Annotated in this window: 17 protein-coding genes; 13 read left to right on the top strand and 4 right to left on the bottom strand. The window is 68.3% G+C overall.

What is annotated here, in order from left to right; genetic code table 11:
• Window positions 1–30 precede the first annotated feature (30 nt).
• The 5 genes from AB0P21_RS26080 (at window position 31) to AB0P21_RS26060 (ending at window position 10,166) form a co-directional block, all read left to right on the top strand.
• Entirely contained in the window at window positions 31–1,080 is a 1,050-nt protein-coding gene (locus tag AB0P21_RS26080; RefSeq protein WP_363699806.1) for a substrate-binding domain-containing protein, read from the top strand.
• A 48-nt stretch (window positions 1,081–1,128) separates the two neighbouring features.
• Window positions 1,129–2,292, top strand: coding sequence for a Gfo/Idh/MocA family oxidoreductase (locus AB0P21_RS26075; protein WP_363699805.1), 1,164 nt, complete (start codon window positions 1,129–1,131; stop codon window positions 2,290–2,292).
• Entirely contained in the window at window positions 2,289–3,449 is a 1,161-nt protein-coding gene (gene xylA, locus AB0P21_RS26070) for a xylose isomerase (RefSeq protein ID WP_363699804.1), read from the top strand. The genes AB0P21_RS26075 and xylA overlap by 4 nt, the downstream gene beginning before the upstream one ends.
• A gap of 98 nt (window positions 3,450–3,547) precedes the next feature.
• Complete coding sequence (locus AB0P21_RS26065; RefSeq protein WP_363699803.1) at window positions 3,548–8,935, top strand: ThuA domain-containing protein; 5,388 nt, start codon at window positions 3,548–3,550, stop codon at window positions 8,933–8,935.
• A gap of 229 nt (window positions 8,936–9,164) precedes the next feature.
• On the top strand, window positions 9,165–10,166 hold the full coding sequence (locus tag AB0P21_RS26060; protein WP_363699802.1) for a sugar phosphate isomerase/epimerase family protein: 1,002 nt from the start codon (window positions 9,165–9,167) through the stop codon (window positions 10,164–10,166).
• A gap of 63 nt (window positions 10,167–10,229) precedes the next feature.
• Here the strand turns inward: AB0P21_RS26060 and AB0P21_RS26055 are convergent, their stop codons facing one another.
• A complete protein-coding gene (locus AB0P21_RS26055; protein WP_363699801.1) occupies window positions 10,230–11,177 on the bottom strand; it encodes a DUF1996 domain-containing protein in 948 nt (315 codons plus the stop codon).
• Between the two features lie 251 nt (window positions 11,178–11,428).
• Between AB0P21_RS26055 and AB0P21_RS26050 the strand changes: the two genes are divergently transcribed.
• Together AB0P21_RS26050 and AB0P21_RS26045 are read left to right on the top strand one after the other, a co-directional pair.
• Window positions 11,429–13,612 (top strand): discoidin domain-containing protein, encoded by a 2,184-nt coding sequence (locus AB0P21_RS26050; RefSeq protein ID WP_363699800.1) that lies wholly within the window; start codon window positions 11,429–11,431, stop codon window positions 13,610–13,612.
• Between the two features lie 93 nt (window positions 13,613–13,705).
• Window positions 13,706–14,725 carry a LacI family DNA-binding transcriptional regulator gene (locus AB0P21_RS26045; protein WP_363699799.1) on the top strand — a complete coding sequence of 340 codons (1,020 nt, stop codon included), beginning with the start codon at window positions 13,706–13,708 and terminating at the stop codon, window positions 14,723–14,725.
• A gap of 10 nt (window positions 14,726–14,735) precedes the next feature.
• On the opposite strand, the gene AB0P21_RS26040 is transcribed toward AB0P21_RS26045, so the two are convergent.
• Window positions 14,736–15,506, bottom strand: a complete 771-nt coding sequence (locus AB0P21_RS26040) for a hypothetical protein (protein WP_363699798.1) — start codon at window positions 15,504–15,506, stop codon at window positions 14,736–14,738.
• Window positions 15,507–15,572: 66 nt separating this feature from the next.
• Between AB0P21_RS26040 and AB0P21_RS26035 the strand changes: the two genes are divergently transcribed.
• The 5 genes from AB0P21_RS26035 to AB0P21_RS26015 all read left to right on the top strand — a co-directional run bounded on the left by AB0P21_RS26035 (window position 15,573) and on the right by AB0P21_RS26015 (window position 18,607).
• Window positions 15,573–16,064 (top strand): MarR family transcriptional regulator, encoded by a 492-nt coding sequence (locus tag AB0P21_RS26035; RefSeq protein WP_363699797.1) that lies wholly within the window; start codon window positions 15,573–15,575, stop codon window positions 16,062–16,064.
• Window positions 16,065–16,135: 71 nt separating this feature from the next.
• Window positions 16,136–16,375, top strand: a complete 240-nt coding sequence (locus AB0P21_RS26030) for a hypothetical protein (protein WP_363699796.1) — start codon at window positions 16,136–16,138, stop codon at window positions 16,373–16,375.
• Window positions 16,368–17,171, top strand: a complete 804-nt coding sequence (locus tag AB0P21_RS26025) for a GNAT family N-acetyltransferase (RefSeq protein WP_363699795.1) — start codon at window positions 16,368–16,370, stop codon at window positions 17,169–17,171. The genes AB0P21_RS26030 and AB0P21_RS26025 overlap by 8 nt, the downstream gene beginning before the upstream one ends.
• 12 nt (window positions 17,172–17,183) lie before the next feature.
• Window positions 17,184–18,131, top strand: a complete 948-nt coding sequence (locus AB0P21_RS26020) for a LuxR C-terminal-related transcriptional regulator (protein WP_363699794.1) — start codon at window positions 17,184–17,186, stop codon at window positions 18,129–18,131.
• 86 nt (window positions 18,132–18,217) lie between these two features.
• Window positions 18,218–18,607, top strand: a complete 390-nt coding sequence (locus tag AB0P21_RS26015; RefSeq protein ID WP_363699793.1) for a YciI family protein — start codon at window positions 18,218–18,220, stop codon at window positions 18,605–18,607.
• Window positions 18,608–18,663: 56 nt separating this feature from the next.
• On the opposite strand, the gene AB0P21_RS26010 is transcribed toward AB0P21_RS26015, so the two are convergent.
• Window positions 18,664–19,449: an SGNH/GDSL hydrolase family protein gene (locus AB0P21_RS26010; RefSeq protein ID WP_363699792.1), complete on the bottom strand. Its 786-nt coding sequence runs from the start codon at window positions 19,447–19,449 to the stop codon at window positions 18,664–18,666.
• Between the two features lie 53 nt (window positions 19,450–19,502).
• Window positions 19,503–20,105: a nitroreductase family protein gene (locus AB0P21_RS26005; protein ID WP_363699791.1), complete on the bottom strand. Its 603-nt coding sequence runs from the start codon at window positions 20,103–20,105 to the stop codon at window positions 19,503–19,505.
• 64 nt (window positions 20,106–20,169) lie between these two features.
• Here AB0P21_RS26005 and AB0P21_RS26000 point away from each other — a divergent pair, with 64 nt between their 5' ends.
• Window positions 20,170–23,142, top strand: a complete 2,973-nt coding sequence (locus AB0P21_RS26000) for a hypothetical protein (protein ID WP_363699790.1) — start codon at window positions 20,170–20,172, stop codon at window positions 23,140–23,142.
• Window positions 23,143–23,158 lie beyond the last annotated feature (16 nt).

Here is a 23,158-nt window from a genome sequence, read left to right as displayed (position 1 = left end):
GAGCAGCAGCAACATCTTTTGGAGGACAAGATGTCAGTACGTTCCGCCCGATTACTGATGACGGCCGGCTTGGTCGGGCTCAGCTCGATGGCACTGATCGCCTGTACCAGCAACACCCCCGAAGCCGAGAAGACCAAGGACAGCGGCACCGAGCAGGTCGCTGCCAAGGGCAACGACGAGCCGGGCAAGAAGGTCAAGATCGGCTTCTCCGCACCGGCCGCCGACCACGGCTGGATGGGCGCGATCACCAAGGCGACCCAGGCGGAGGCGAAGAAGCACTCCGACGTCGAGCTGATCGTGGCCGAGGGCACCAACGACGTGAACCTGCAGATCAGCCAGGTGGAGACCTTCATCAACGACAAGGTCGACGCGATCGTGCTGCTGCCGTTCGACGGCGCCGCGCTGACCGCGGTGGCGACGAAGGCGATGCAGGCCGGGATCACGGTGGTGAACGTCGACCGTGAGTTCGGCAGCACCTTCGCCGCCCGGACCACGATCCTCGGTGACAACAAGGGCATGGGTGTCTCCGCCGGCACCTACGTCTGCCAGCAGTTGAAGGGCAAGAAGGACGCCGTCGTCGCCGAGATCGCCGGGATCGACTCGCTGCCGCTGACCCAGGCCCGCAGTACGGGGTTCAAGGAGGCGCTGGCCGACTGTGGACTGAAGGTCAACAACCGGGTCGCGGCCGAGTTCACGGTCGAGTCCGGTGAGAAGGCGGCCGCCAACCTGTTGCAGGCGGCGCCGAAGATCGACGCGATCTGGAACCACGACGACGACCAGGGGGTCGGCGTGATGGCGGCGATCAAGAACTCCGGCCGCAAGGAGTTCTTCGTGGTCGGCGGGGCCGGCTCGGCGAACGTGATGCGGGAGATCAAGGCCGACAACACGCTGGTCAAGGCGACCGTCATCTACCCGTCCACCCAGGGCGCCGACGGCATCAAGCTGGCCCGCCTGCTGGTGCAGAAGAAGGCCCTCGGTGACCTGGTGGAGGTCGAGGTCCCGCGGACCGTCCAGCTGTACGCGCCGGTGGTCACCAAGGAGAACGTCGACCAGTACCTGCCGACCGCCTTCGAGAGCTGACACAGCGAGAGCTGACACAGCGAGAGCTGACAGAGGAGCAGAACCAGAATGACGAACCTGGGCATCGGCCTGATCGGGTACGCCTTCATGGGCGCCGCCCACTCACAGGCCTGGCGCAGCGCACCGCGCTTCTTCGACCTGCCGTTGCAGCCGGAGATGACGGTGCTCTGCGGCCGGAACGCGGAGGCTGTCAACGCTGCCGCGGGCAAGCTCGGCTGGAGCGAGACCGAAACCGACTGGCGCAAGCTGCTCACCCGAGACGACGTGCAACTGATCGACGTCTGCACACCGGGGGACAGCCACGCCGAGATCGCGATCGCCGCGTTGCAGGCGGGCAAGCACGTGCTCTGTGAGAAGCCGTTGGCCAACACCGTCGCGGAGGCCGAGCAGATGGCTGCCGCGGCCGCCGCGGCGGCGGCCAACGGGATCAGGTCGATGGTCGGGTTCACCTACCGCCGGGTGCCGGCCATCGGGCTGGCCCGGCAACTGGTTGCCGAGGGCAAGCTGGGGACCATCCGGCACGTCCGGGCGCAGTACCTGCAGGACTGGATCGCCGATCCGGAGGCGCCGCTGTCGTGGCGGCTCGACAAGGAGAAGGCCGGCTCCGGCGCGCTCGGCGACATCGGCGCGCACATCGTCGACCTGACCCAGTACATCACCGGCGACCGGATCACCGAGGTGAGCGGGCAGCTGGAGACGTTCGTCAAGGAGCGTCCGGTCGCCGCGGCGCACAGCGGGCTGAGCGGGGAGGCGGGGACCGAGCGTGGGCCGGTCACCGTCGACGACGCCGCGATCTTCCTGGCCCGGTTCGCCGACGGCGCGCTGGGTGTCTTCGAGGCGACCCGCTTCGCGACCGGCCGGAAGAACGCGATCCGGCTGGAGATCAACGGCTCCAAGGGCAGCCTCGCGTTCGACTTCGAGGACCTCAACGAGCTGCACTTCTACGACGCGACCGAGCCCGCCGAGACGGCCGGCTTCCGCCGGATTCTCGTCACCGAAGCAGTCCACCCGTACGTCGCGGCCTGGTGGCCGCCCGGACACCTGCTCGGCTACGAACACGGTTTCACCCATCAAGTGGTCGACCTGATCACCGCGATCGCCGACGGCACGGACCCCGCGCCGTCGTTCGCGGACGGCCTCCAGGTCCAGCGAGTGCTGGCCGCGGTCGAGGACAGCTCGACCTCCCGACAATGGCAGGAGATCCCCTCATGAACTCGTACACGCCGTCCAAGGACGACAAGTTCTCCTTCGGTCTGTGGACCGTCGGCTGGGAAGGCGTCGACGTCTTCGGTACCGCGGTGCGCGCCCCGCTCGACCCGGTCCTCGCGGTCGAGAAGCTGGCCGAGCTGGGCGCCTCGGCGGTGTCGTTCCACGACGACGACCTGGTGCCCGACGACAGCACCCGCCAGCAGGTGCTCGAGCGGTTCACCAAGGCGCTGTCCGACCACGACATGGTGGTCGAGATGGCCACCACCAACCTGTTCGCCCACCCGGTCTTCAAGGACGGTGGCCTGACCGCCAACGACCGCGACGTCCGCCGGTACGCGCTGGCCAAGATCCTGCGCAACGTCGACCTGGCCGCCGAGCTGGGTGCGAAGACCTACGTGCTGTGGGGTGGCCGCGAAGGCGCCGAGTCCGGTGGTTCGAAGGACGTGCACGCGGCCCTCGACCGGTACAAGGAGTCGATGGACCTGCTGACCACCTACGTGCAGGACCAGGGCTACGACATGCGCTTCGCGCTGGAGCCGAAGCCGAACGAGCCGCGCGGCGACATCCTGCTGCCGACGATCGGGCATGCCCTTGCCTTCATCAACGACCTGGAGCACCCCGACCTGGTCGGCATCAACCCCGAGGTCGGCCACGAGCAGATGGCCGGGCTCAACTACGCGCACGGCATCGCGCAGGCGCTGTGGCACGGCAAGCTCTACCACATCGACCTCAACGGTCAGCACGGTCCGCGGTTCGACCAGGACCTGCGTTTCGGCGCCGGCAACCTGCGCGAGGCGTTCTGGACCGTGGATGTCCTGCAGGGGACGGCCGGCGGACCGGGGTATGACGGCTATGTGCACTTCGACTACAAGCCGCCGCGCACCGAGGACCTGGAGGGCGTCTGGGAGACCGCCCGCGGCTGTATGCGCAACTACCTGATCCTGCGGGAGAAGGTGCAGGCCTTCCGCGCCGACCCCGAGGTCGCCGAGGTGCTGGCCGCCGCGCGGATCACCGAGATCACCCAGCCGACCCTCGGCGCGGGCGAGTCGCTCGACGAGTTGCGCAAGGCAACCTTCGACCCCGACGCGCTGGCGAAGCGGGGGCTCGGCTTCGAGCGGCTCGACCAGCTCGCGATGGACCACCTGCTCGGCGTCCGCTAGTTCTTCTGTAGTTCGCAGTACCAGGGCCGAAAAATCTGGGGACCCGCCCCGGAAACCGATGGAGCGCGCACCTTATCCGACCCATGAGGAGCACACCCATGATCCAGCTACGCAGGCACGGCACGCTTGTCCGCGCGCTCGTGCTCGCCGTGATCGCCGTGCTGGCGATCCCGTTGTCGGCCGTCACCGCCAGTGCCCATCCCGGGCACGGTGACGACACCTTCAACGCGTTGATCTTCAGCAAGACGGCCGGTTTCCGGCACGACTCGATCCCGGCCGGCGTGCAGGCGATCAAGGACCTGGCGACCGCGAACAACTTCACTGTCACCGCGACCGAGGACGCGGCGATGTTCAACGACACCGAGCTGGCGAAGTACGAGGTCGTGATCTGGCTGTCGACGACGGGTGACGTGCTCAACGCGGAGCAGCAGGCCGCGTTCGAGCGCTACATCCGCAACGGCGGTGGGTACGCCGGGGTGCACGCGGCCTCGGACACGGAGTACGACTGGCCCTGGTACGGCAAGCTCGTCGGCAGCTACTTCGACAGCCACCCCGCCGGTACGCCGAACGCGACGGTGAAGGTGGAGGACCACGCGCACCCGTCGACGGCCGACGCTCCGACGGTCTGGCCGCGCACTGACGAGTGGTACAACTACCGCTCGAACCCGCGGGGCGCCGTGCACGTGCTCGCGTCGCTGGACGAGACGACCTACACCGGCGGCAACATGGGCGTCGAGCACCCGATCGCCTGGTGTCAGGACTACGACGGCGGCCGCGCCTGGTACACGGGCATGGGTCACACGATCGAGTCGTTCGCCGACCCGACGTTCCGCAAGCACCTGCTCGGTGGCATCAAGACCGCGGCGGGTGTCGAGGCGGCCGACTGTGGCGCGTCGCTGAGTGAGAGCTACGAGAAGGTCACTCTCGACGACGACACCGCGAACCCGATGGAGCTGTCGATCGCCAAGGACGGCCGGGTCTTCTACATCGACCGCAACGGCGCCGTGAAGATCATCAAGACCGACGGCACCGTGCTGACCGCGGGCACGCTGAGCGTCTACACCGGCCAGGAGTTCGGGCTGCTCGGGCTCGCGCTCGACCCGGCCTTCGACCAGAACGGTTTCCTCTATCTCTACTACTCGCCCGCGGCGAACGAGCCCTACGACAAGGTCTCCCGCTTCAAGGTCACCGGGGACACCCTCGACCTGGCGAGCGAGAAGCAGGTCCTGCGGGTCGACACCCAGCGCAACGAGTGCTGCCACGCCGGCGGCGCGCTGGAGTTCGATGGCGAGGGCAACCTCTACATCGCCACCGGCGACAACAGCAACCCGTTCGACTCCGACGGCTACTCGCCGCTGGACGAGCGGGTCGGCCGCGCGGCCTGGGACTCCCAGCGCAGCGCTGCCAACAGCAACAACCTGAACGGCAAGGTGCTGAAGATCCACCCGGAGGCCGACGGCAGCTACACCGTGCCGGCGGGCAACATGTTCCCGGCCGGTACGGCGAAGACGCGGCCGGAGATCTTCGCGATGGGCTTCCGCAACCCGTTCCGGATCGGCATCGATCCGACCAGCAACCACCTGTTCGTCGCCGACTACGGTCCGGACGCCGGCCAGGTCTCGCCGACCCGTGGACCGGACGGCCGGGTCGAGTGGAACATCCTCGACAAGCCGGGCTTCTACGGCTGGCCGTACTGCGTCGGCAACAACACGCCGTACAACGACTTCGACTTCGCCACCGGCGTCGCGGGCGCGACCTTCAACTGCGCCGCGCCGGTGAACAACTCGCCGAACAACACCGGCATCACCCAGTTGCCGGCGGCAACTCCGGCCACGCTGTGGATGGGCAAGTCGACCACTGGCGTGCCGGAGATCGGTGGCAGTGGCGCGCCGATGACCAGTGGCGCGTACAAGTTCGACCCGGACAGCGACTCGGACCGCAAGTGGCCGAAGTACTTCGACGGTAAGGCCGTGTTCGCCGACTGGAACGACAGCCGGCTGTTCTCGGTCCAGCTGAAGGATGACCGGGCCGGCGTCGCGGACGTCTCGCGGATGCTCGGGAAGCTGAACTTCGTCCGGCCGCACGCGCTGCAGTTCGGGCCGGACGGCGCGCTCTACGTGATCGAGTGGGGGAGCGGATTCGGTGGCAACAATGCCGACTCCGGTATCTACCGGATCGACTACGTGCAGGGCAATCGCGCGCCGCTGGCCCAGTTCAGCACCGACAAGACGTCCGGTCCGCTGCCGCTGACCGTGGCCTTCGACTCGACCGGGTCGCGGGATCCTGATGGTCAGCAGATCACGCTGGCCTGGGACTTCGACGGCAACGGGACGACGGACAGCACCGAGGCGAAGCCTTCGCATACTTATACGACTGCCGGGGTGTTCACGGCCCGATTGACCGTGACCGACAGCGATGGCCGGACCGCGGTCTCCAACAAGACGATCACGGCCGGCAACACCGCGCCGACGATCACGGTGCAGGGCCCGGTCGACGGTGGGTTCTTCGACTTCGGCGACACCATCAAGTACAAGGTGACCGTCACCGACCCCGAGGACGGCACGGTCGACTGCAACGACGTGATCACCCAGCCTGCTCTCGGGCATGACGAGCACGCGCACCCGTACGAGCAGTACCACGGCTGCGAGGGGACCTTCCCGCTGCCGGGTGACGACGGGCATGTCGGGGCGAACATCTTCGGCATCATTACGGTGACCTATACCGACAAGGGCGCTCCGGGATCGGGCAAGATCACCAGCCAGAAGGTGATCCAGCTCCAGCCGAAGACGCGTGAGGCGGAGTACTTCAACGAGACCGGCGGGCCGGGAGCCAGTGGCGGCGTCCAGGTCGAGGACACCGGCGACGTCGCAGGTGGCGGCAAGAACATCGGGTTCATCGAGGACGGGGACTGGTGGGGCTGGAAGCCGACCAACCTGACCGGAATCACCCAGCTCCAACTGCGGGCCGCGTCACCTGAACTGGGTGCGACCGTGCAGGTGCGGCAGGGATCGCCGACCGACGGACCGATCGTTGCCACCATCAACGTCACGCCGACCGGTGCCTGGCAGACCTACGGCAACTTCACGGCGGACGTCTCCGGCGCGTCGCTGACCAGCGGTCCGCTGTACTTCGTCAAGACGACGGGACAGCTGAACGTCAACTGGGTCAAGTTCATCGGCAAGGGCGTGACCGAGAACCAGCGCCCGAACGTCACGGCCAACGCGACTCCGGTGCAGGGCAAGGCGCCGCTGAAGGTCGACTTCACCGCCACGGCGACCGACCCCGAAGGCGACCTGCCGCTGTCCTACGTGTGGAGCTTCGGTGACGGCGCGACCGCCACCGGCGCCACGGTCAGCCACACCTACACGACCGCCGGGACCCACGACGCCACCGTCACGGTGACGGACTCGCGTGGCGCGTCCGGTGTGTCACACGTCCAGGTCAAGGTGGACGCGGCTGCTCCGCCGACCTGCCTGACCGGTCGTTCGGACGGGTTCGAGGGCACCACGCTCGACACCGGCCGCTGGAACTCCATTGTCCGAGGCAACCAGGAACTTGCGGTCAGCAACGGCAACCTGGTGATCCCGTTGACCGCGACCGACATCTACGGAACCGGCAACACCGGTACGCCGAACATCGTGCTCCAGCCGCTGCCGGCCGGGGCGTGGCAGGCCACCGCCAAGCTGACGTTGCCGGCCCGCCTCGCCTACCAGCAGGCCGGGTTGATCGTCTACGGAGACGACGACAACTACGCGAAGATGGTGCTGCAGGGCCGCTCGACCGGCGCTGCTTCGGCGGCTGACCGGATCTTCCAGTTCATCCGGGAAGAGGCCGGCGCACCGAACGAGGTGGCTGCTTCCAACACGGCCAACCTGGGTGCGGCGTACCCGGACACGGTCTGGGTCCGGTTCACCAGTGACGGCCAGAACCTGCGGGCGTCGTACAGCGCTGATGGTGCGACGTTCGTGGAGATGTCGGAGACGAAGCAGCTGGCGGGCATCAGCAACCCGAGGATCGGGTTGTTCGGGCTGGCCAACCGGGCCGAGGCGCTGCCGATCGCGGCGCAGTTCGACTACTTCAGCATCACGCCGGACGACACCGCCGAGGTGCCGACCCCGGACGACGAGTTCGACGGCTCGACGCTGAACGCGTGCCGCTGGTCGGCGAGCGTGCGGCCGGACGCCGCGGCGTACCGGGTGACCGGTGGTGGGCTGGAGATCGACACCGGCAAGGGCGACATCTACGGCGGCACGGCCACCAACCCGAAGAACCTGCTGCTGCAGCCGGCTCCCGACGGTGACTGGACGATCGAGACGAAGGTCGACGGGTCGGCCTTCAACGAGGCCTACCAGCAGGGTGGCCTGCTGGTCTACGGCGACGACGCGAACTACGTGAAGCTGGACTTCCTGGCCACGAACTCGCCTGGTGGGACCGTGACCCGGGGCATCGAGCTGCGCAGCGAGGTCAACAACGTCGTGCTCGACCCGCAGCCGAACGCATCGCCGGTGCCCACGCAGGGTGTCTGGTATCTGCGACTGGCCAAGACCGGTACGACGTACACGGGCTCGTACTCCGCGGACGGGCTGGCCTGGACGGCACTCGCGCCGGTGACCAACGCGGCGCTGAGCTCGGCGAGCTTCGGCGTCTACGCCTTCGGGGTCGACCAGGTCGCTTCGAAGACGGCGAAGTTCGACTACTTCAAGGTGGTCAAGGACACCGTCGCGCCGCAGCTGACCCTGTCGGTCAACCCGTCGACGCCGTCGGGGGACAACGGCTGGTGGAACGACGCGGTGGTCGCGACCGCGATGGCGACGGACAATCAGCCCGGTCAGCTGTACCTCGAGCAGAAGCTCGGGGACGGCGAGTGGTCGGAGTACACGCACGCGGTGAACCTGACCGCGGACGGGACCCACACCCTCCAGGTGCGGGCCAGTGACACCGCGGGCAACGTGTCCGAGGTGAAGTCGGTGACGGTCAAGATCGACAAGACCGCGCCGGCGACCACGGTGACCGGGCTGCCGGCTAATGGTCAGTTGGGTGTGGCGAGTCTCGCCACGGTCGCGGCGACGGCCACGGACGCGCTCTCCGGCTTGGCGGGTCCTGTCGTGCTGACCATCGACGGGAAGCCGTTGACGGGCAAGCTCGACGGCATGCAGCTCGGCCTGGGCGCGCACGAAGTGGTGGCGCGGGTCTCCGACAAGGCCGGCAACGCCTCGGTGACGAAGGTGCCGTTCACCGTCGTCGCGACGTACGCGGAGGCGATCGAGGTGGTCAAGCGGTACCGCGATGTCAGGACGCTGCCGCTGGATCCGACCGTGGTGATGAAGGTGCAGCTCCGCGCGGCCGAGCGGGAGCACGGCAAGGGACGGCTGGCGGCGGCCCGGACCGCCCTGGACGCCTATCTTGCCGAGGCGCAGAAGGTCAGCGACGTACCGGCTCGGACGTTGCTCATTGCTGTGGGCCAGGACCTCAGGCAGAGGATCTGACCCGATGATCGTCGCCGTGCGAGACCGCACCCTGTCCGACGCGGAGAGGCGGACAGGAGCTGTTGCGACCCGGGGTGGTTCGGCCCCGTCCCGGGTTGCGGGAGAGCGGTTTCGCGCGGTCGACGGGGGACCGGTTCGTCCGGTCCTTGTCCCCGGCGCCGCGGCCAGCGCTCCGGCCGCGGCGCCGGGGACACCCCCTACTTCCCTTGCCTAGAAGGAGCTACGCGCGATGGCACGACCGATTACTCTGTTCACCGGCCAGTGGGCCGACCTGCCGTTCGAAGAGGTGGCCCGGCTGGCCTCGGAGTGGGGCTACGACGGGCTGGAGATCGCCTGCTGGGGTGATCACCTCGACGTCCGCAAGGCCGCGGAGGACGAGAGCTACGTCCGCAACCGGCTGGACGTGCTGGAGAAGTACAACCTGAAGGTCTGGACGATCTCCAACCACCTGCTCGGCCAGGCGATCTGCGACGACCCGATCGACCAGCGGCACCAGGCGATCCTGCCGGCGCACATCTGGGGCGACGGGGACGCCGAGGGGGTCCGGCAGCGGGCGGCCGAGGAGATGGCGACGACGGCTCGCGCGGCCCGCGCGCTCGGTGTGGACGTGGTGGTGGGGTTCACCGGATCGTCGATCTGGAAGACCGTCGCGATGTTCCCGCCGGTGCCGCAGTCGATGATCGACGCCGGGTACGCCGACTTCGCGGACCGCTGGAACCCGATCCTGGACGTCTTCGACCAGGTCGGCGTGAAGTTCGCGCACGAGGTGCACCCGTCGGAGATCGCCTACGACTACTGGTCGACGACCGCCACGCTGGAGGCGATCGGGCATCGCGAGGCGTTCGGGCTGAACTGGGATCCGAGCCACTTCGTCTGGCAGGACCTCGACCCGGTCGGCTTCCTGTGGGACTTCAAGGACCGGATCTACCACGTCGACTGCAAGGACGCGAAGCGTCAGGTCGGCAACGGGCGGAACGGCCGGATGGGGTCGCACCTGGCGTGGGGCGATCCGCGGCGGGGCTGGGACTTCGTCTCGACCGGGCACGGGGATGTGCCGTGGGAGGCGTGCTTCCGGATGCTCAACACGATCGGCTACACGGGCCCGATCTCGGTCGAGTGGGAAGACGCGGGGATGGATCGGCTGGTTGGCGCTGCTGAGGCGCTGGAGTTTGTGAAGAGGTTGGCTTTCGACCCGCCGACCGCGTCCTTCGACGCGGCTTTCTCCTCTTAGAACCCTGAAGGCCCTGCGGTACTGGTCCCTTTCCCAAGTTCCAGCACCGCAGGGAGTCTTCGGTTAGAGCGTCGGAACGGTCGGACGGCCGGGGAGACGGTAGTTGTCGCCCAGCACCTGCCCGCGGTTCGGCTTGTAGAGGTCGAACCCCTTGCCGTTGCACTGCAGACCACCGTTGATGCAGTGGCTCACCAGGGCAGCCAGCGTCGGTGCGTCCCAGGCGTTGAAGAAGTCGTAGTGCCAGGTGTAGCCACGACCGCTGGCGAACCTGGTGCCGGCCATGTCACCACTGGCCTCGAACGAGATCTTGAACTCGAGCATCGGTACCGCGACCGGGTGCGAGGCCGGGCAGGCCTCGTTGACCGGGTACTTCATGTGGCTCTTGTGGTCGGGGGAGTCCAGGTTGACGCCGTCCCAGCAACTCGGGGCCTGGTAGCGCACGTTCACCTGGGTACCCGGCGTGCAGTACGACGGGATGTCCCAGCTCTTGGAGATGTTGCCGCACTCGAAGCCTTCGACGGCACCCGGTGAGGTGCGGAACTGCTCCTGGGTCGCGGTCGGGCTGCCCACCACGAACCGGAGACCGGGCGGGAACGGACGGACGTCCTGGTACCGCAGGATGCCCGACTTGTAGTAGATGGTCTGCCGCCAGGTCTGCGGCACCGGGTCGTTGTTGCGGAACATCGTCGGCCACCAGTACGCCGACAGGTCGTCGGGGTTCTGGCAGGTGGTCGCGCCCGGACCGGCCGCGTTGAGGCTGTTCAGGGTGGTGGCGGCGTTCGTCGTGGGGTTGCCGACGAAGCTGTGGTCGTGCGAGGCGCCCGGCATGTTCGGGAACACGATCGGGTCGTTGGGCGCACGGTGGTGCAGATTGCAGTTGACCTGGAACTCGTGGTGGGTGACCAGGTCGTCGGCCTGGGCCGAGGAACCGGTCACTGCGGTCAGGGTCGAGGCGATGATGAAGGCGGCGATGCCGCCGGCGGACAGGGCTTTTTTCCTTCTGGTGAACACGGAACTCCTCCTGGTCGGGGGAATCCGCGGGGGCGGTGGTTCAGGCTACCCGCGGTGGGACGTCGCGGGAGAGCGCTCTCTGAAACAGCCTGTTCCGGGCGGTCCCGGCTGTCAAGTGCTTGTTGGTTCCGGAACCGGACAGGCGTGACGAGCCGTTGACAAGGAGGTAACCCGGAGGCAACCATCAGACCGCGAGAGAGCGCTCTCTGACCCCACCCGCCCCCTCTCGCACTCCAGCGAAGGAGTACCCGATGGACTTCGCGACCCGTCGCGTCCGTCTGCAGCCCGCCCGGCGCAGACGCCGTGGCCGCTCGGCGATCGCCGCCTCCGTCGCAGCAGCCGTGGTGCTGCTCGGCAACGTCGTACTACTGGCTCAACCCGCGCAAGCGGCCACCCTGCTGTCCCAAGGGCGCCCGGTGACGGCCTCGTCATCGGAGGGCGCCAGTACCGCGCCCGCCGGCGCTGTGGACGGCGACCTGAACACCCGCTGGTCCAGCGCCTGGCAGGACAACCAGTGGATCCAGGTCGACCTCGGCGCCACCTCCACGATCGAACAGGTCGTCCTGCGCTGGGAGGCGGCCTACGCCAAGGAGTACCGGATCGAGGTGTCCGGAAACGGCCAGAACTGGACCTCGATCTACAGCACGGTCAACAGCCCTGGCGGCAACGAGACCCTCAACGTGACCGGTAGCGGCCGCTACGTCCGGATGTTCGGCGTCAAGCGGGCCAACGGCTACGGCATGTCCCTGTTCGAGTTCCAGGTCCTCGGCAGCGGTGGCGGCACTGGGCCCGGCCCGGGGACCGGGACCGTCCGGGTCGCCGGCTCGCAAGGCAACTGGCAGCTGCTCGTCAACAACGCGCCTTGGCAGGTCAAGGGTCTGACCTGGGGCCCGCCGGCTTCCGAAGCCGGATCCCGGCTGCCCGGGCTGAAGGCGATCGGCGTCAACACCGTGCGCACATGGGGTACGGACGCCAGCTCCAAGCCACTCTTCGATGCCGCGGCCGCCAACGGCATGCGCGTGATCGCAGGCTACTGGCTCCAACCTGGTGGTGGACCTGGCAGTGGTGGCTGTGCGAACTACGTGACGGACGCGACCTACAAGGCGAACACGCTCGCCGACATCCGCCGCTGGACCACGGAGTACAAGGACAACCAGGGCGTGCTGATGTGGAACGTCGGCAACGAGTCCGTGCTCGGCCTGCAGAACTGCTACTCCGGCACCGAGCTGGAGGCGCAGCGGATCGCGTACGCCAGGTTCGTGAACGAGGCGACGCAGGCGATCCACGCGATCGACAGCAACCACCCGGTCACCTCTACCGACGCGTGGACCGGCGCCTGGCCGTACTACAAGCAGTACACGCCCGACCTGGACCTGCTCGCGGTCAACTCCTACGGCAACGTCTGCCAGGTGAAGCAGGACTGGATCAACGGCGGCTACAACAAGCCGTACATCCTGACCGAGGCCGGCCCCGCCGGTGAGTGGGAGGTGCCGAACGACGTCAACGGCGTACCGACCGAGCCGACTGACATCCAGAAGCGTGACGGCTACCTGCAGGCCTGGAACTGCATCGTCGGGCACACCGGTGTCGCGCTGGGTGCCACCCTCTTCCACTACGGCGTCGAGGACGACTTCGGCGCAGTGTGGTTCAACCTGACCCCGGGTGGCTTGAAGCGGCTCTCGTACTACGCCGTACGCCAGGCCTTCGGTGGTGCTGGGGGCGGCAACACGGCTCCGGTGATCACCAACATGACGCTGAGCCGTACGACGGACGTCCCGGCCGGCGGCACGATCACCGTGAACGTCAACGTGTCCGACCCTGATGGGGACGCGCTGACGCACGAGTTCCGGGTCGGCGGCAAGTACATCGACGGCTCCGGCGCTCTGGTCGGTACGCCGTTCACCGGGACCGGGCCGTTCACCGTGACGGTGCCCGAGCGGCTCGGGGTGTGGAAGCTGTACGACTACGTGCGCGACGGCAAGGGCAACGTCGGGATCGAGACGCGGTCCTTCCGGGTGGTCGCACCGCCGGCCCAGGGAACGAATGTTGCCCGTGGCAAGGCTGTGACGGCCTCGTCGTTCCAGCAGGTCGGCAACGGCGCGCCGTACCCGCCGTCGAACGTGACGGACGGGAACAACGCGACCCGGTGGGCGAGCGACTGGTCGGATCCGCAGTGGATCCAGGTCGACCTCGGCTCGGTGCAGTCCTTCAACCGGATCCAGCTGATCTGGGAGGGGGCGTACGCCAAGTCGTACCGGATCGAGGCCTCCGACGACGGCAACAACTGGCGGCCGGTCTTCAGCACGACCACCGGCAACGGCGACGTCGACAGTGTGGCGTCCGGCGGCACCGGTAGGTACGTCCGGCTGACCGGGACCCAGCGCGGCTCCGGCTACGGGTACTCGCTGTTCGAGTTCGGCATCTACCGCAACTGAGGACGTGGGTACGGCGGCCTGTGGGCAGCGGGCCGCCGTACCTGTGGATGAACAATCGAGGGGGATGCGTTGACGCAGCTACGATCCGATGCCATGAACAGCAATCGGCAGCCGACGTTGGAGGACGTGGCCAAGCTGGCCGGCGTGTCACGCGCGACTGCCTCCCGGGTGATCAACGGCGTGCACACCGTCGACCAGCGGATGGTGCTGAAGGTCGAGGCGGCGGTGCGGACGACGGGGTACATCCCGAACACCGTGGCCCGGTCGCTGGTGACCCGCAGGGCCGGTGCGATCGCGCTGGTGATCTCCGGCTCCGACGGGTCGGCGGAGCAGGTGCTCGGCGACCCGTTCTTCGGCCGGATCACGTCGGGCGCGATGAAGAGCCTGCTCCCGGTGAAGGTTCACCCGACCCTCATGCTGGCCGACTCCGACGCCGCCCGCGCCGAGGCCGTCACCTACGTCCGCCAAGGCAAGGCGGACGGCGCTCTGCTGGTCTCCACCCACTCCGACGACACCCTGCCCGGTCTCTTCGTCGACGCGGGAATCCCGGCCGTCCTCTTCGCCCGCCCCGGCCGTGACGTCCCGATCAGCTACGTCGACCTGGCCCACGCAGCGGGCGCCGCCCTGGCCGCTGACCGCCTGGTCGCCCGCGGCTGCCGCCAGGTCGTCACCATCGCCGGCCCCAGCGACGTACCGGCCGCGCAGGACCGGCTCACCGGCTTCCGGCACGCGATGGCCCGGCACGGCCAGCCCTACATTCCAGTTGCCAAAGGCAACTTCACGCGCGAGAGCGGCGAGCGGGCGATGACCGAACTGCTGGCCGCGCACCCCGGCCTGGACGGTGTCTTCGCGGCCAACGACCTGATGGCGGCCGGCGCTCTGAAGGTCCTTCGCGACCACCAGCGCACCGTCCCCGACGACGTGGCAGTGGTCGGCTTCGACGACAGCGAACCAGCCCATTTCACCCGCCCGCAGCTGACCACGGTCGCTCAGCCGGTCGAAGAGATGGCCGCCGCAATGGCCCGCATCCTCCTCGGCCAGATCGAGACCCCGGCCCACCAGCCCACCTCGGTGATCTTCGACCCCCATCTGGTGGCCCGCGAGTCAGCCTGAGGCGGGGTGCTCAGATCAGCAGGGCGGCGGTTTGGGCTTGCAGGAAAGGGATGTTGGCCTGGTGGGACCAGCGGTTGACCTCGGTGGCGAGGGCGATCGCGGCTGCCGGGTTGCCTTCGTCGCGGGCCAGTACTGCGAGCAGGGTTTGCTGGGCCAGGGCGCCCAGGAGGTGGCCAACCTTTTGCCGGAGTTCGGTGGAGCGCTCCCAGTGGGTGCGGGCCAGGGGGAGGTCGCCGGCGGTATGGGCGTGGTCGCCTAGGTGGCGGAGGGCCAGGGAGATGAGTAGGTCATCGTTGGAGCGCTCGCCTTTGGCCAGGGCGGTTGTGTAGGCGTTGAAGGCGTCGTTGGCCAGGCCTTGGAGGTTGTCGGCGATGACGCCTGCGTAGAAGGTGGCGTGGCCGGAGCGGCTCTCGTCGGGCGCGGTCGCGGCGAGGTGATGGGCTCGTGCGGCCAGGTCGGCGCCGGCTTCGCGTGCGTTGACGAAGAGCGCGGTGGAGTACTCCTTGCGGAGTTGCAGGAAGGCGAGATCCCACTCAGCAAGGGGATCCGGGATTTCAGAGAGCGCTTTAACCAGTACTGCGAGCGCTGGGCCGGCGTGGTCGGTCTGCTGGCTGAAGTCCTGGTCGACGGTCACCTCGGCCAGGGCGACGGCGATTGCCAGCCGGTCGGTGGGCGTTGCCGGGTCGGCGGCCTGCAGGAGGTCGATGGCTGTGGTCCAGCGGCCGGCGCGCATCAGCGCGGTACTGGCGGCGAGCAGTGGCGAGAGCGCTGTCTGAGTCATGGCGTGAGGGTATTTCGACATCGAAAGATTTGACAATTAAGCTTCAGTCGCTGAATCATTTACCCGGTGAAGGACTCGATCGACGCCCACCTGGCCCTGTGGAGCCGTGAGCTACCGGAGATGGACCTGCGGGTCGAGGGGATCGCGACCCGGCTGCAGGCGCTCGGGCGCTATCTCGACCGGGAGCGGGACGCCGTACTGGCCGGCCATGGGTTGCAGTGGTGGGGATTCAAGACGCTGCACATGTTGCGCCGCGGCGGAGCGCCGTACCAGTCGACGCCGGGCGGGTTGGCGAGCCAGCTCGGGATGTCTCCGGCCGCGATGACCAATCGGCTGGACGCTCTCGAGCGCCTCGGGTACGTCGAGCGGCACCACGATCGCGATGACCGGCGCAAGGTGGTCGCGACGCTGACCGCGGCCGGGCTGGAGATCTGGCAGCAGGCGCTCGGTGACATCACCAAGGTCGAGGTCGACCTGGTCAACCAGTTGCCGCCGACCGAGCAGGATCGGCTGACCGATCTGCTCCGCGCCCTGCTCCGGTCGACCGAGCGAAGCTGAAATGTAGAGATCCGCCGATCGGCTCCGACCTCCGCTCTGTAGACACCGAAGCAGAGAGGCAGGAGACGGAGATGGAACCCCTGAGTCTGGTCCTGAGCGTGAAGCTTGTCGCCGACGACATGCGGCGCTCCACCAGCGGGCACGACGAAGTACGGCGTACTGCCGACGAGGCGTTGCTCGTCCAGCGCCGCGAGCACCGACTGTGGAGCGCTCTCCGACGCGTCGTCACCAGGCGCCGGGCGAGCAGTGAAACCGAGATCAAAGAGGTCGTGCATCGCCCCCGGCTCGTGGCAGAGTCGCCGGGTGACTGAAGCGAACAACACTGACCGGGCCGCCGTACTGCTGGCGGCGTACGACGACCAGTTGCGAGGCAACGCCGAGGCGGCCGACGTGCCGACGAGCACCGATGGGCCCCTGATTCGGGTCGAGTACCCGAACCGCGGTTTCGTCAGTTACCGCTCTCTCGAAGGGCTCGACGGCGCTGAGCTGGATGCCCTGATCGCCAGGCAACGCGAGTACTTCGCCGCGAAGGGCGACCCGGTCGAGTGGAAGACGCGTGGGCACGACCTGCCGGCCGATCTGCCCGAGCGGCTGGTCGCGGCCGGGTTCGTGCCGGAGGAGCGGGAGACCGTCGTGATCGGCGAGAGCGCTGACATCGTCGAACGGCTGGCGGGGCGCGAAACCGTCGACGGAGTGACGATCCGGCGTACCGAGGACAAGGCTGATTTCGAGCGGATCGCCGCGATGGAGTCGACGGTCTGGGGCCAGGACTGGTCCTGGTTGACCGACGACCTGGTGAGCCGGCACGCGACCGGCCTGACCGACATCTTCGTGGCGGAGGTGGACGGCGAGGTGGTATCGGCCGCCTGGGCGGTCTACAAGAAGAACACCGATTTCACCGGCCTGTGGGGTGGATCGACACTGGCCGAGTGGCGTGGCAAGGGCATCTACAAGGCGCTCGTCGCCGTCCGCGCGGCCCGGGCGGTGGAGCTCGGCTACCGCTATCTGCAGGTCGATGCCTCGGATGACAGCTCGCCGATCCTGCAGCGGCTCGGATTCCTGCCGGTCACGACGACTACGCCGTACGTGTACACGCCGAGTAACTGATAGACCTGAGGGATGCAGCAACTCCGTGCGCTGGGCATCTCCGCCGAGGCCGAGGCGATCTACCTCGATCTGATGACCCGTGGTGCGTTGGGTGTCGACGAGCTCGGCGCGGTCGGTGACGTGGACGGCCCGCTGGCCGAGCTCGCCGCGATCGGGCTGGTGGAGCGGTCCGGCGGCCGGGTGCTGCCGCAACCGCCGCACCTGGCGATGGAGGCGGTCGCTCAGCGCCGGGACAGAGAGGCCGTTCTCGCCCGGGAGAGCGCGGCGTTGCTCGCTGATCTCTGGACCGCCGGGATCGGACAGCAGACGTACGTCGAGTTGCTGCCCGACGCCGAGACCGCGCGATCGGTGCTGAACCAGGTGCAGGTCGACGTCCAGCAACAGGTCCGGGCGATGACCGTGGGAAACCTGGCGTCGCCGGATCACCAGATCGTCGATGGGCTCTTCGACGCGCTCGGCCGCGGCGTCGCGTACGAGGTGATCTACGGGACGCAGGTGCTGCAGGACTCGGCCGCTCTCCGGATGGTGCAACGCTGCGTCGACGCCGGTGAACAGGCCCGGGTGTTTCCGGAGGTGCCGCTGAACCTGACCATTGTCGATGACCGCTGGGCGCTGCTCTCGGCCCGGACCGCGGTCGGCGAGATCACCAGCACGGCGGCGATGGTGGTGCACCACTCGCCGTTCCTGACCGGGCTGGTCGGGGTGTTCGACGCGTTCTGGCGGATGGCGGTGCCGATCACCAGCGGGACTGACACCAGCGACGCGGTCGGTACTCCGTCGCTGGAGACGAAACGGCTGCTCACCTATCTGAGCGCCGGGCTGACGGACGAGTCGATCGCGCGCGAGTTCGGGGTCAGCGAGCGGACGATCGCGCGCCGGATCAGCCGGCTGCAGGAGACGTTGGGGGCGCAGACCAGGTTTCAGCTCGGCGTCCAGGCGTCGCGGCAGCAGCTGCTCTAGACCGGAACCTGTCGAGAAACCGAAATCGGCTCCGACGTTGCTGCTGAGCGACCCCGGTAGGGGACAGATGAGAAGGAGTGGGATCGATGAAGTACATGCTGCTGATGCACTCGAACAAGCAGGGCTGGGACGACATGCCGACGTCCTGGTCGCAGGACGACCTCAAGGTGATGGTCGAGTACATGCACGAGCTGAACCGGGAGCTGAGCGACGCCGGGGAGCTGGTCGAGGCGCGCGGGCTGGCCGGGCCCGACGCGATGAAGACGTATCAGGCGCAGAGCGACGGCGAGCCGATCATCACCGACGGCCCGTTCAGCGAGACCAAGGAGGTGCTGGCCGGCTACTGGGTGCTCGACGTCGCCTCCGAGGAGCGGGTGCTGGAGATCGCGCACCGCGTCTCGGTCACGCCCGGGGCCGGTGGCAAGCCTGTCTACCAGGCCGTCGAGATCCACCCCGAGGGTGTCGCTCCGGCGTGAAGCCGTGAGCTACGGCGGACGCCGACTTTTAGTAGGCGTCCGCCCGCCTCAACAGGTCAGACTTCGCTGCGTAGTTCTGCCACGATCAGTTCGGCGACGGCGGCCATTCCGGCGGCTGTCGGGTGGTAGGGGATTGCACCGACGAGGCGGAAGCCTGTCGTCCAGGGCTCGGCTGATCCGACCGCGTGATCCAGGCTGGCAGCCGACGCGGTGATCAGACCGGCCCCGGTCTTCTCGGCGGCGGTCGCGAACGCCTTGGCCAGCCCGTCGGCCATCATCACGACGCTCGGCAACTGCTCCTCGTTCAGCGGGACGTCGAGCCGCGCGCGGGTCGCCGGGCCGGCCACGGTCAGGTAGTCGACGAGCAGGATCCGGCTCTGCGGAGCGCGCTCTCTGACCGCCAGCACGATCTCGCTCAGGGACGCGGCGACAGCGTCGTACTCGGACTGCTCCTTGAGATAGCTGACCCGGGCCCGGATCCGGTTGGCGACGCGCTTGCCGAGCAGAGTGGCCGGTTTGGCCAGCGTGTTCATCAGGCTGCCCCGGACGAAGGTGCCGATGTAGTCGATGTCGTTGCCGCCGGCAGTGATCGTGACGAGCGCGGTATCGGGGCCGACGGCATCGAGTTGCGGCGGCGCGTCGTTCTGCCGGTCGCGCAGGATGGTCGCGGTCGTCGCGCCGGAGTACGTGACATCGGTCAGCTCGAGGTCGAGCGCCTCGGCAACCAGATGGGCGTAGTTGCGGCCGGAGCGGCCGGCCGCCTTGTCCACGATCGGTTTGATACCAGGGCCGGAGCCGAACGAACTGCCCAACGCGACGTAACGACTGCCAGGGGTGATCACGCGACGACGATACCTGCCACTCCATCGGCGCTGGCCCGGCGCAGAACGGCCCGCTACTCGGCCGTTGTCCAGCGGCCGCGGTGGATGAGGTCGGTGGCGGGCTTGCGGCGTTTGCTGAGATCGCGAGGCGGCTCGTCGGAGTACCCGATCGAGACCGCGCCGATCGGCATCATCCCCGCCGGTACGCCGAACTGCTCGCGGTACACCGGGATGCGATCCGCCGGCAGCCCGAAGAAACACGCGCCGAGTCCCGCGTCCACCGCGCTCTGCAGGATCAGCATCGCCGACATCCCCGCGTCGACATCCCAGTAGGGGACCGGCCACCAGTCCTCGGCGCGATCGGTGTGGCCCTTGTCGGGTTCGGCGTACCGGTCGAGGTAGGCGTCCTTGTGGGAGTGCACCACGATCAGCAACGGCGCCTGGATCTTGGCCGCCAGCCAGTTGTCCGGACCTTCGTCCGGCGTCGCCGCCGCCCGGAACCGTGCGATGTCCTGCTGGCTGTCGAGCACCAGGAAGCCGAACCCCTGGGCGAACCCGGCGGACGGCGCCCGGAGAGCGTTCTCGAGGATCTGCTCCAGCACCTCCTCGGGCACCGCCCGGTCCACGTCGTACTGCCGGATCATCCGCCGCCGTCGCACCACCTCTTGGAAGTCCATCGGGCCAACCTACCCACCACCACCCGCTGCGGCGACGGGAATGCCGGGCGGCATACTCACCCGGGTGACTGACGAGTTTGGGGTTGGCGGGATTCGGGAGCGAGTGCTGGCTGGGTGGGCGGCGGCGCCGGTTCGGTTCAGGGAGGACGCCAACGCCGAGGAGGATCTCGTACTCGGTGGTTATCTGGATCGAGTGGTGGTCGAGCTCGCTCAGAACGCGGCGGACGCGGCTGCTCGGGCCGGGGTGCCCGGGCGGGTGCAGTTCTCGCTGCGGGCGGGAACGCTGGTCGTCTCCAACACCGGTTCGCCGCTGACGGCCGAGGGCGTCGAGTCCCTTGCGACGCTGCGCGCGTCGGCCAAGCGAGACGACTCGGAGAGCGCTGTCGGGCGGTTCGGGGTCGGGTTCTCGGCCGTGCTCGCAGTGAGCGACGAGCCGGTGATCCTGTCGCGTTCCGGTGGGGTCCGGTTCTCTCGGGTGGACAGCGCGGCGGCCGTCGCCGGATTGCACTCGCCGGGGCTGGAGACCGAGGTTCGTCGGCGCGACGGCCAGGTCCCCGTACTGCGGTTGCCGTTCGAGGCCGAAGGTGAACCGCCGGAAGGTTATGACACCTCGGTCATCCTGCCCCTCCGCGACGAGGCCGCCGCCGAGCTGGTACGCCGGTTGCTGGCCGACGCCGATGACGCGTTGCTGCTCGCACTGCCTGGCCTGGAGCGGATCGAGCTCGACGTCGACGGTTCGGTGCGTGAGCTGGCCGATGCCGAGTCGCGGTGGTTCGTGCAGCGCGCGTCCGGCGTACTCGACGAGAGCGACAGAGAGCGCTTACTCGCCGATCGCCCGACTGAGGAACGCTCCCGGCCCTACTGGTCGATCCTGTGGGCGCTGCCGCGGGAGAGCGCTACCGCGCTGCCCGGAGTGGTTCACGCGCCGACGCCGACCGACGAGCCGTTGTCGTTGCCTGCGTTGCTGTTGGCAACTTTCCCGCTGGACCCGTCGCGACGGCATGTGGCCGCTGGCCCGCTGACCGACCGGCTGGTGCAGGAGGCGGCCACGGCCTATGCGGAGCTGCTTCGTCATCGTGCAGAGGACGGTGCCAAGGTGTTGCCGCTGGTGCCGACCGGCCTTGCGGCAGGCGCCTTGGATCGCGCTCTCCGGGACGCGATCCTCGCCGTCCTGCCGAATACGCCGATCGTGCACGCGGTGGAGGACGGCATCCCGCTGCAACCTCGTGAAGCCGTGGCGGTGGAGGGCTCGGACGCAGCGTTCGACCAGGTGCTCGCGCCGATCGTGCGCGGACTGGTCAGCTCGCCGAGGCAGGACCGGACGCCACTCGATGCCTTGGGCATCCGCCGACTCGACCTCGCCGATCTGGTCGACCAGCTCGGTTCTGCAGGTGAGGCGCAACCGCCGAGTTGGTGGCACGGCATCTATGCCGCAATCTCGGTGATGGTCACCGATCCGCTGCTGCGCGAGTCGCTCGGCACGCTGCCGGTCCCGCTGGCCGATGGGCGGCTGGTCCGCGGAGTACGGGGTCTGCTGCTGCCGGGGAGCGAGTTGCCGGCCGAGGTACTGGCGACCTTCGGTGAGTACGGCGTACGGGTTGTGCATCCGGAGGCTGTTCATCCTTCGCTGGAACGCCTCGGCGCGATTCCCATCTCCGCCCGCGCGTTGCTGGAAGACAGCGCCGTGCGAGCGGCAGTCGAGCACTCTGCCGAGGCTGACGACCCCGAGGTGATCGCCGATGCCGTGCTGACCGTGGTCGCAGCGGACGTCTCGCAGGCGGAAGGCCTGTGGTGGCTCTCCGACCTCGTGCTACGTGACGCCGACGGTGAACTCGTCCCGGCCAACGCGCTCGTGATCGCCGGATCGGACGCGGCCGCCGTGCTCGACGAGGAGGAAGTGGCGCCGATCGACAACGCGATCGTGGAACGCTACGGCCTGCCCGCGGTCGAGGCGGTCGGCGTGCTCAACACCCTGGGCACCGTCTCGGCGTCGGACGTGACCCTGGACGAACTGCCCGAGGCGCTGAGCGATCTCGACGGGATCGAGGACTGGGCCGATGACGTGGCGCCCGACGGCTCGCGCTTCGGGGCGACAGTCGGCGAGCTGATCGGGGTGCGCGATCTGGACTGGATCGTGGACGACGCGTGGCCGCGAGTGCTCGGACTCTTCGGGACCTCGCCCGAGTTGCGGCGCGCGCTGGTCGAGACCGTGCGGGTGGTCGGGCCGGACGATGTGCCGCACGGCGCCCCGTCGTACTCGGCGTGGTGGATCAGAGAGCGCGTTCTGCTGGAAGACGGTGAGCCGTTGGCCGGGCGGGCCGATCCCGAGGCGGATCCGATCCTGGCGAGCTTCCTCGACGCCGCGCCGGAGTGGACCGCAGGGTTGGATCCCGAGGTGCGGACCGCGGTCGGGCTCGTGCGGGTGGTCGGCGATCTGGATGCGGCCGGCGTCGAGTTGTTGCTGGACCGGCTCGCGGATCCTGGGCGTGAAGTCGAAGAGAGCGCGCTCTTGCGGCTGTGGAGTCAGTTGGGGACGCACTCGGCCTATCCGGGCGGTACTCCGGACGACGTACGGGTGCTCGACGGTAGTGGTCAGACCTCGGTGATGAGCGCGGGGGAGTCCGTGGTCGCTGATGCGCCGATGTGGTTGCAGCGCACGGATCTCGGCGGGTTCGTGGTCGCGTCCGGGGCGGCCGCGGACGGGCTGAGTGATCTGCTCGACGTGCCGATGGCCGGAGAAGTTGCTGATGGCAACATTAGTGAAGACGGTGTCGAGGCCGACGTACCGGAGTTGGTGCGGGAGTTGGTGCCCGAGGCGCCGGCGACGTGGTGGGAGCATGAGGAGCTGACCGTCGACGGCTTCGAGGTGTCCTGGTGGGTCGACGAGGAGCGGCAACCGCATGCGGCGACGTTCGACGGTCTCGCCAAGGCGCTGGCGTGGTCGTCGGGGCGGTGGGATCAGCGGCACGTCATCCGCGCTGTACTCAGCGAGCCTGATCGAGCCACCGAGCTGCGGCTGGACGCGACCTTCGATTAGCAGGTCTGAACGAGAG

This window comes from Kribbella sp. NPDC056861, from assembly GCF_040687575.1.
Lineage (GTDB): Bacteria > Actinomycetota > Actinomycetes > Propionibacteriales > Kribbellaceae > Kribbella.
Note: the sequence above shows the minus strand (reverse complement) of the source record. Positions and strands in the feature narration are given on the sequence as shown.

Excerpts from the sequence above, each read along its gene's own strand:
- AB0P21_RS26075 (WP_363699805.1), top strand. The coding sequence starts at position 1,129 with ATGACGAACCTGGGCATCGGCCTGATCGGGTACGCCTTCATGGGCGCC.
- xylA (WP_363699804.1), top strand. The coding sequence starts at position 2,289 with ATGAACTCGTACACGCCGTCCAAGGACGACAAGTTCTCCTTCGGTCTG.
- AB0P21_RS26005 (WP_363699791.1), bottom strand. The coding sequence starts at position 20,105 with ATGGACTTCCAAGAGGTGGTGCGACGGCGGCGGATGATCCGGCAGTAC.
- AB0P21_RS26045 (WP_363699799.1), top strand. The coding sequence starts at position 13,706 with ATGAACAGCAATCGGCAGCCGACGTTGGAGGACGTGGCCAAGCTGGCC.
- AB0P21_RS26060 (WP_363699802.1), top strand. The coding sequence starts at position 9,165 with ATGGCACGACCGATTACTCTGTTCACCGGCCAGTGGGCCGACCTGCCG.
- AB0P21_RS26015 (WP_363699793.1), top strand. The coding sequence starts at position 18,218 with ATGAAGTACATGCTGCTGATGCACTCGAACAAGCAGGGCTGGGACGAC.
- AB0P21_RS26080 (WP_363699806.1), top strand. The coding sequence starts at position 31 with ATGTCAGTACGTTCCGCCCGATTACTGATGACGGCCGGCTTGGTCGGG.
- AB0P21_RS26040 (WP_363699798.1), bottom strand. The coding sequence starts at position 15,506 with ATGACTCAGACAGCGCTCTCGCCACTGCTCGCCGCCAGTACCGCGCTG.
- AB0P21_RS26050 (WP_363699800.1), top strand. The coding sequence starts at position 11,429 with ATGGACTTCGCGACCCGTCGCGTCCGTCTGCAGCCCGCCCGGCGCAGA.
- AB0P21_RS26020 (WP_363699794.1), top strand. The coding sequence starts at position 17,184 with ATGCAGCAACTCCGTGCGCTGGGCATCTCCGCCGAGGCCGAGGCGATC.
- AB0P21_RS26065 (WP_363699803.1), top strand. The coding sequence starts at position 3,548 with ATGATCCAGCTACGCAGGCACGGCACGCTTGTCCGCGCGCTCGTGCTC.
- AB0P21_RS26030 (WP_363699796.1), top strand. The coding sequence starts at position 16,136 with ATGGAACCCCTGAGTCTGGTCCTGAGCGTGAAGCTTGTCGCCGACGAC.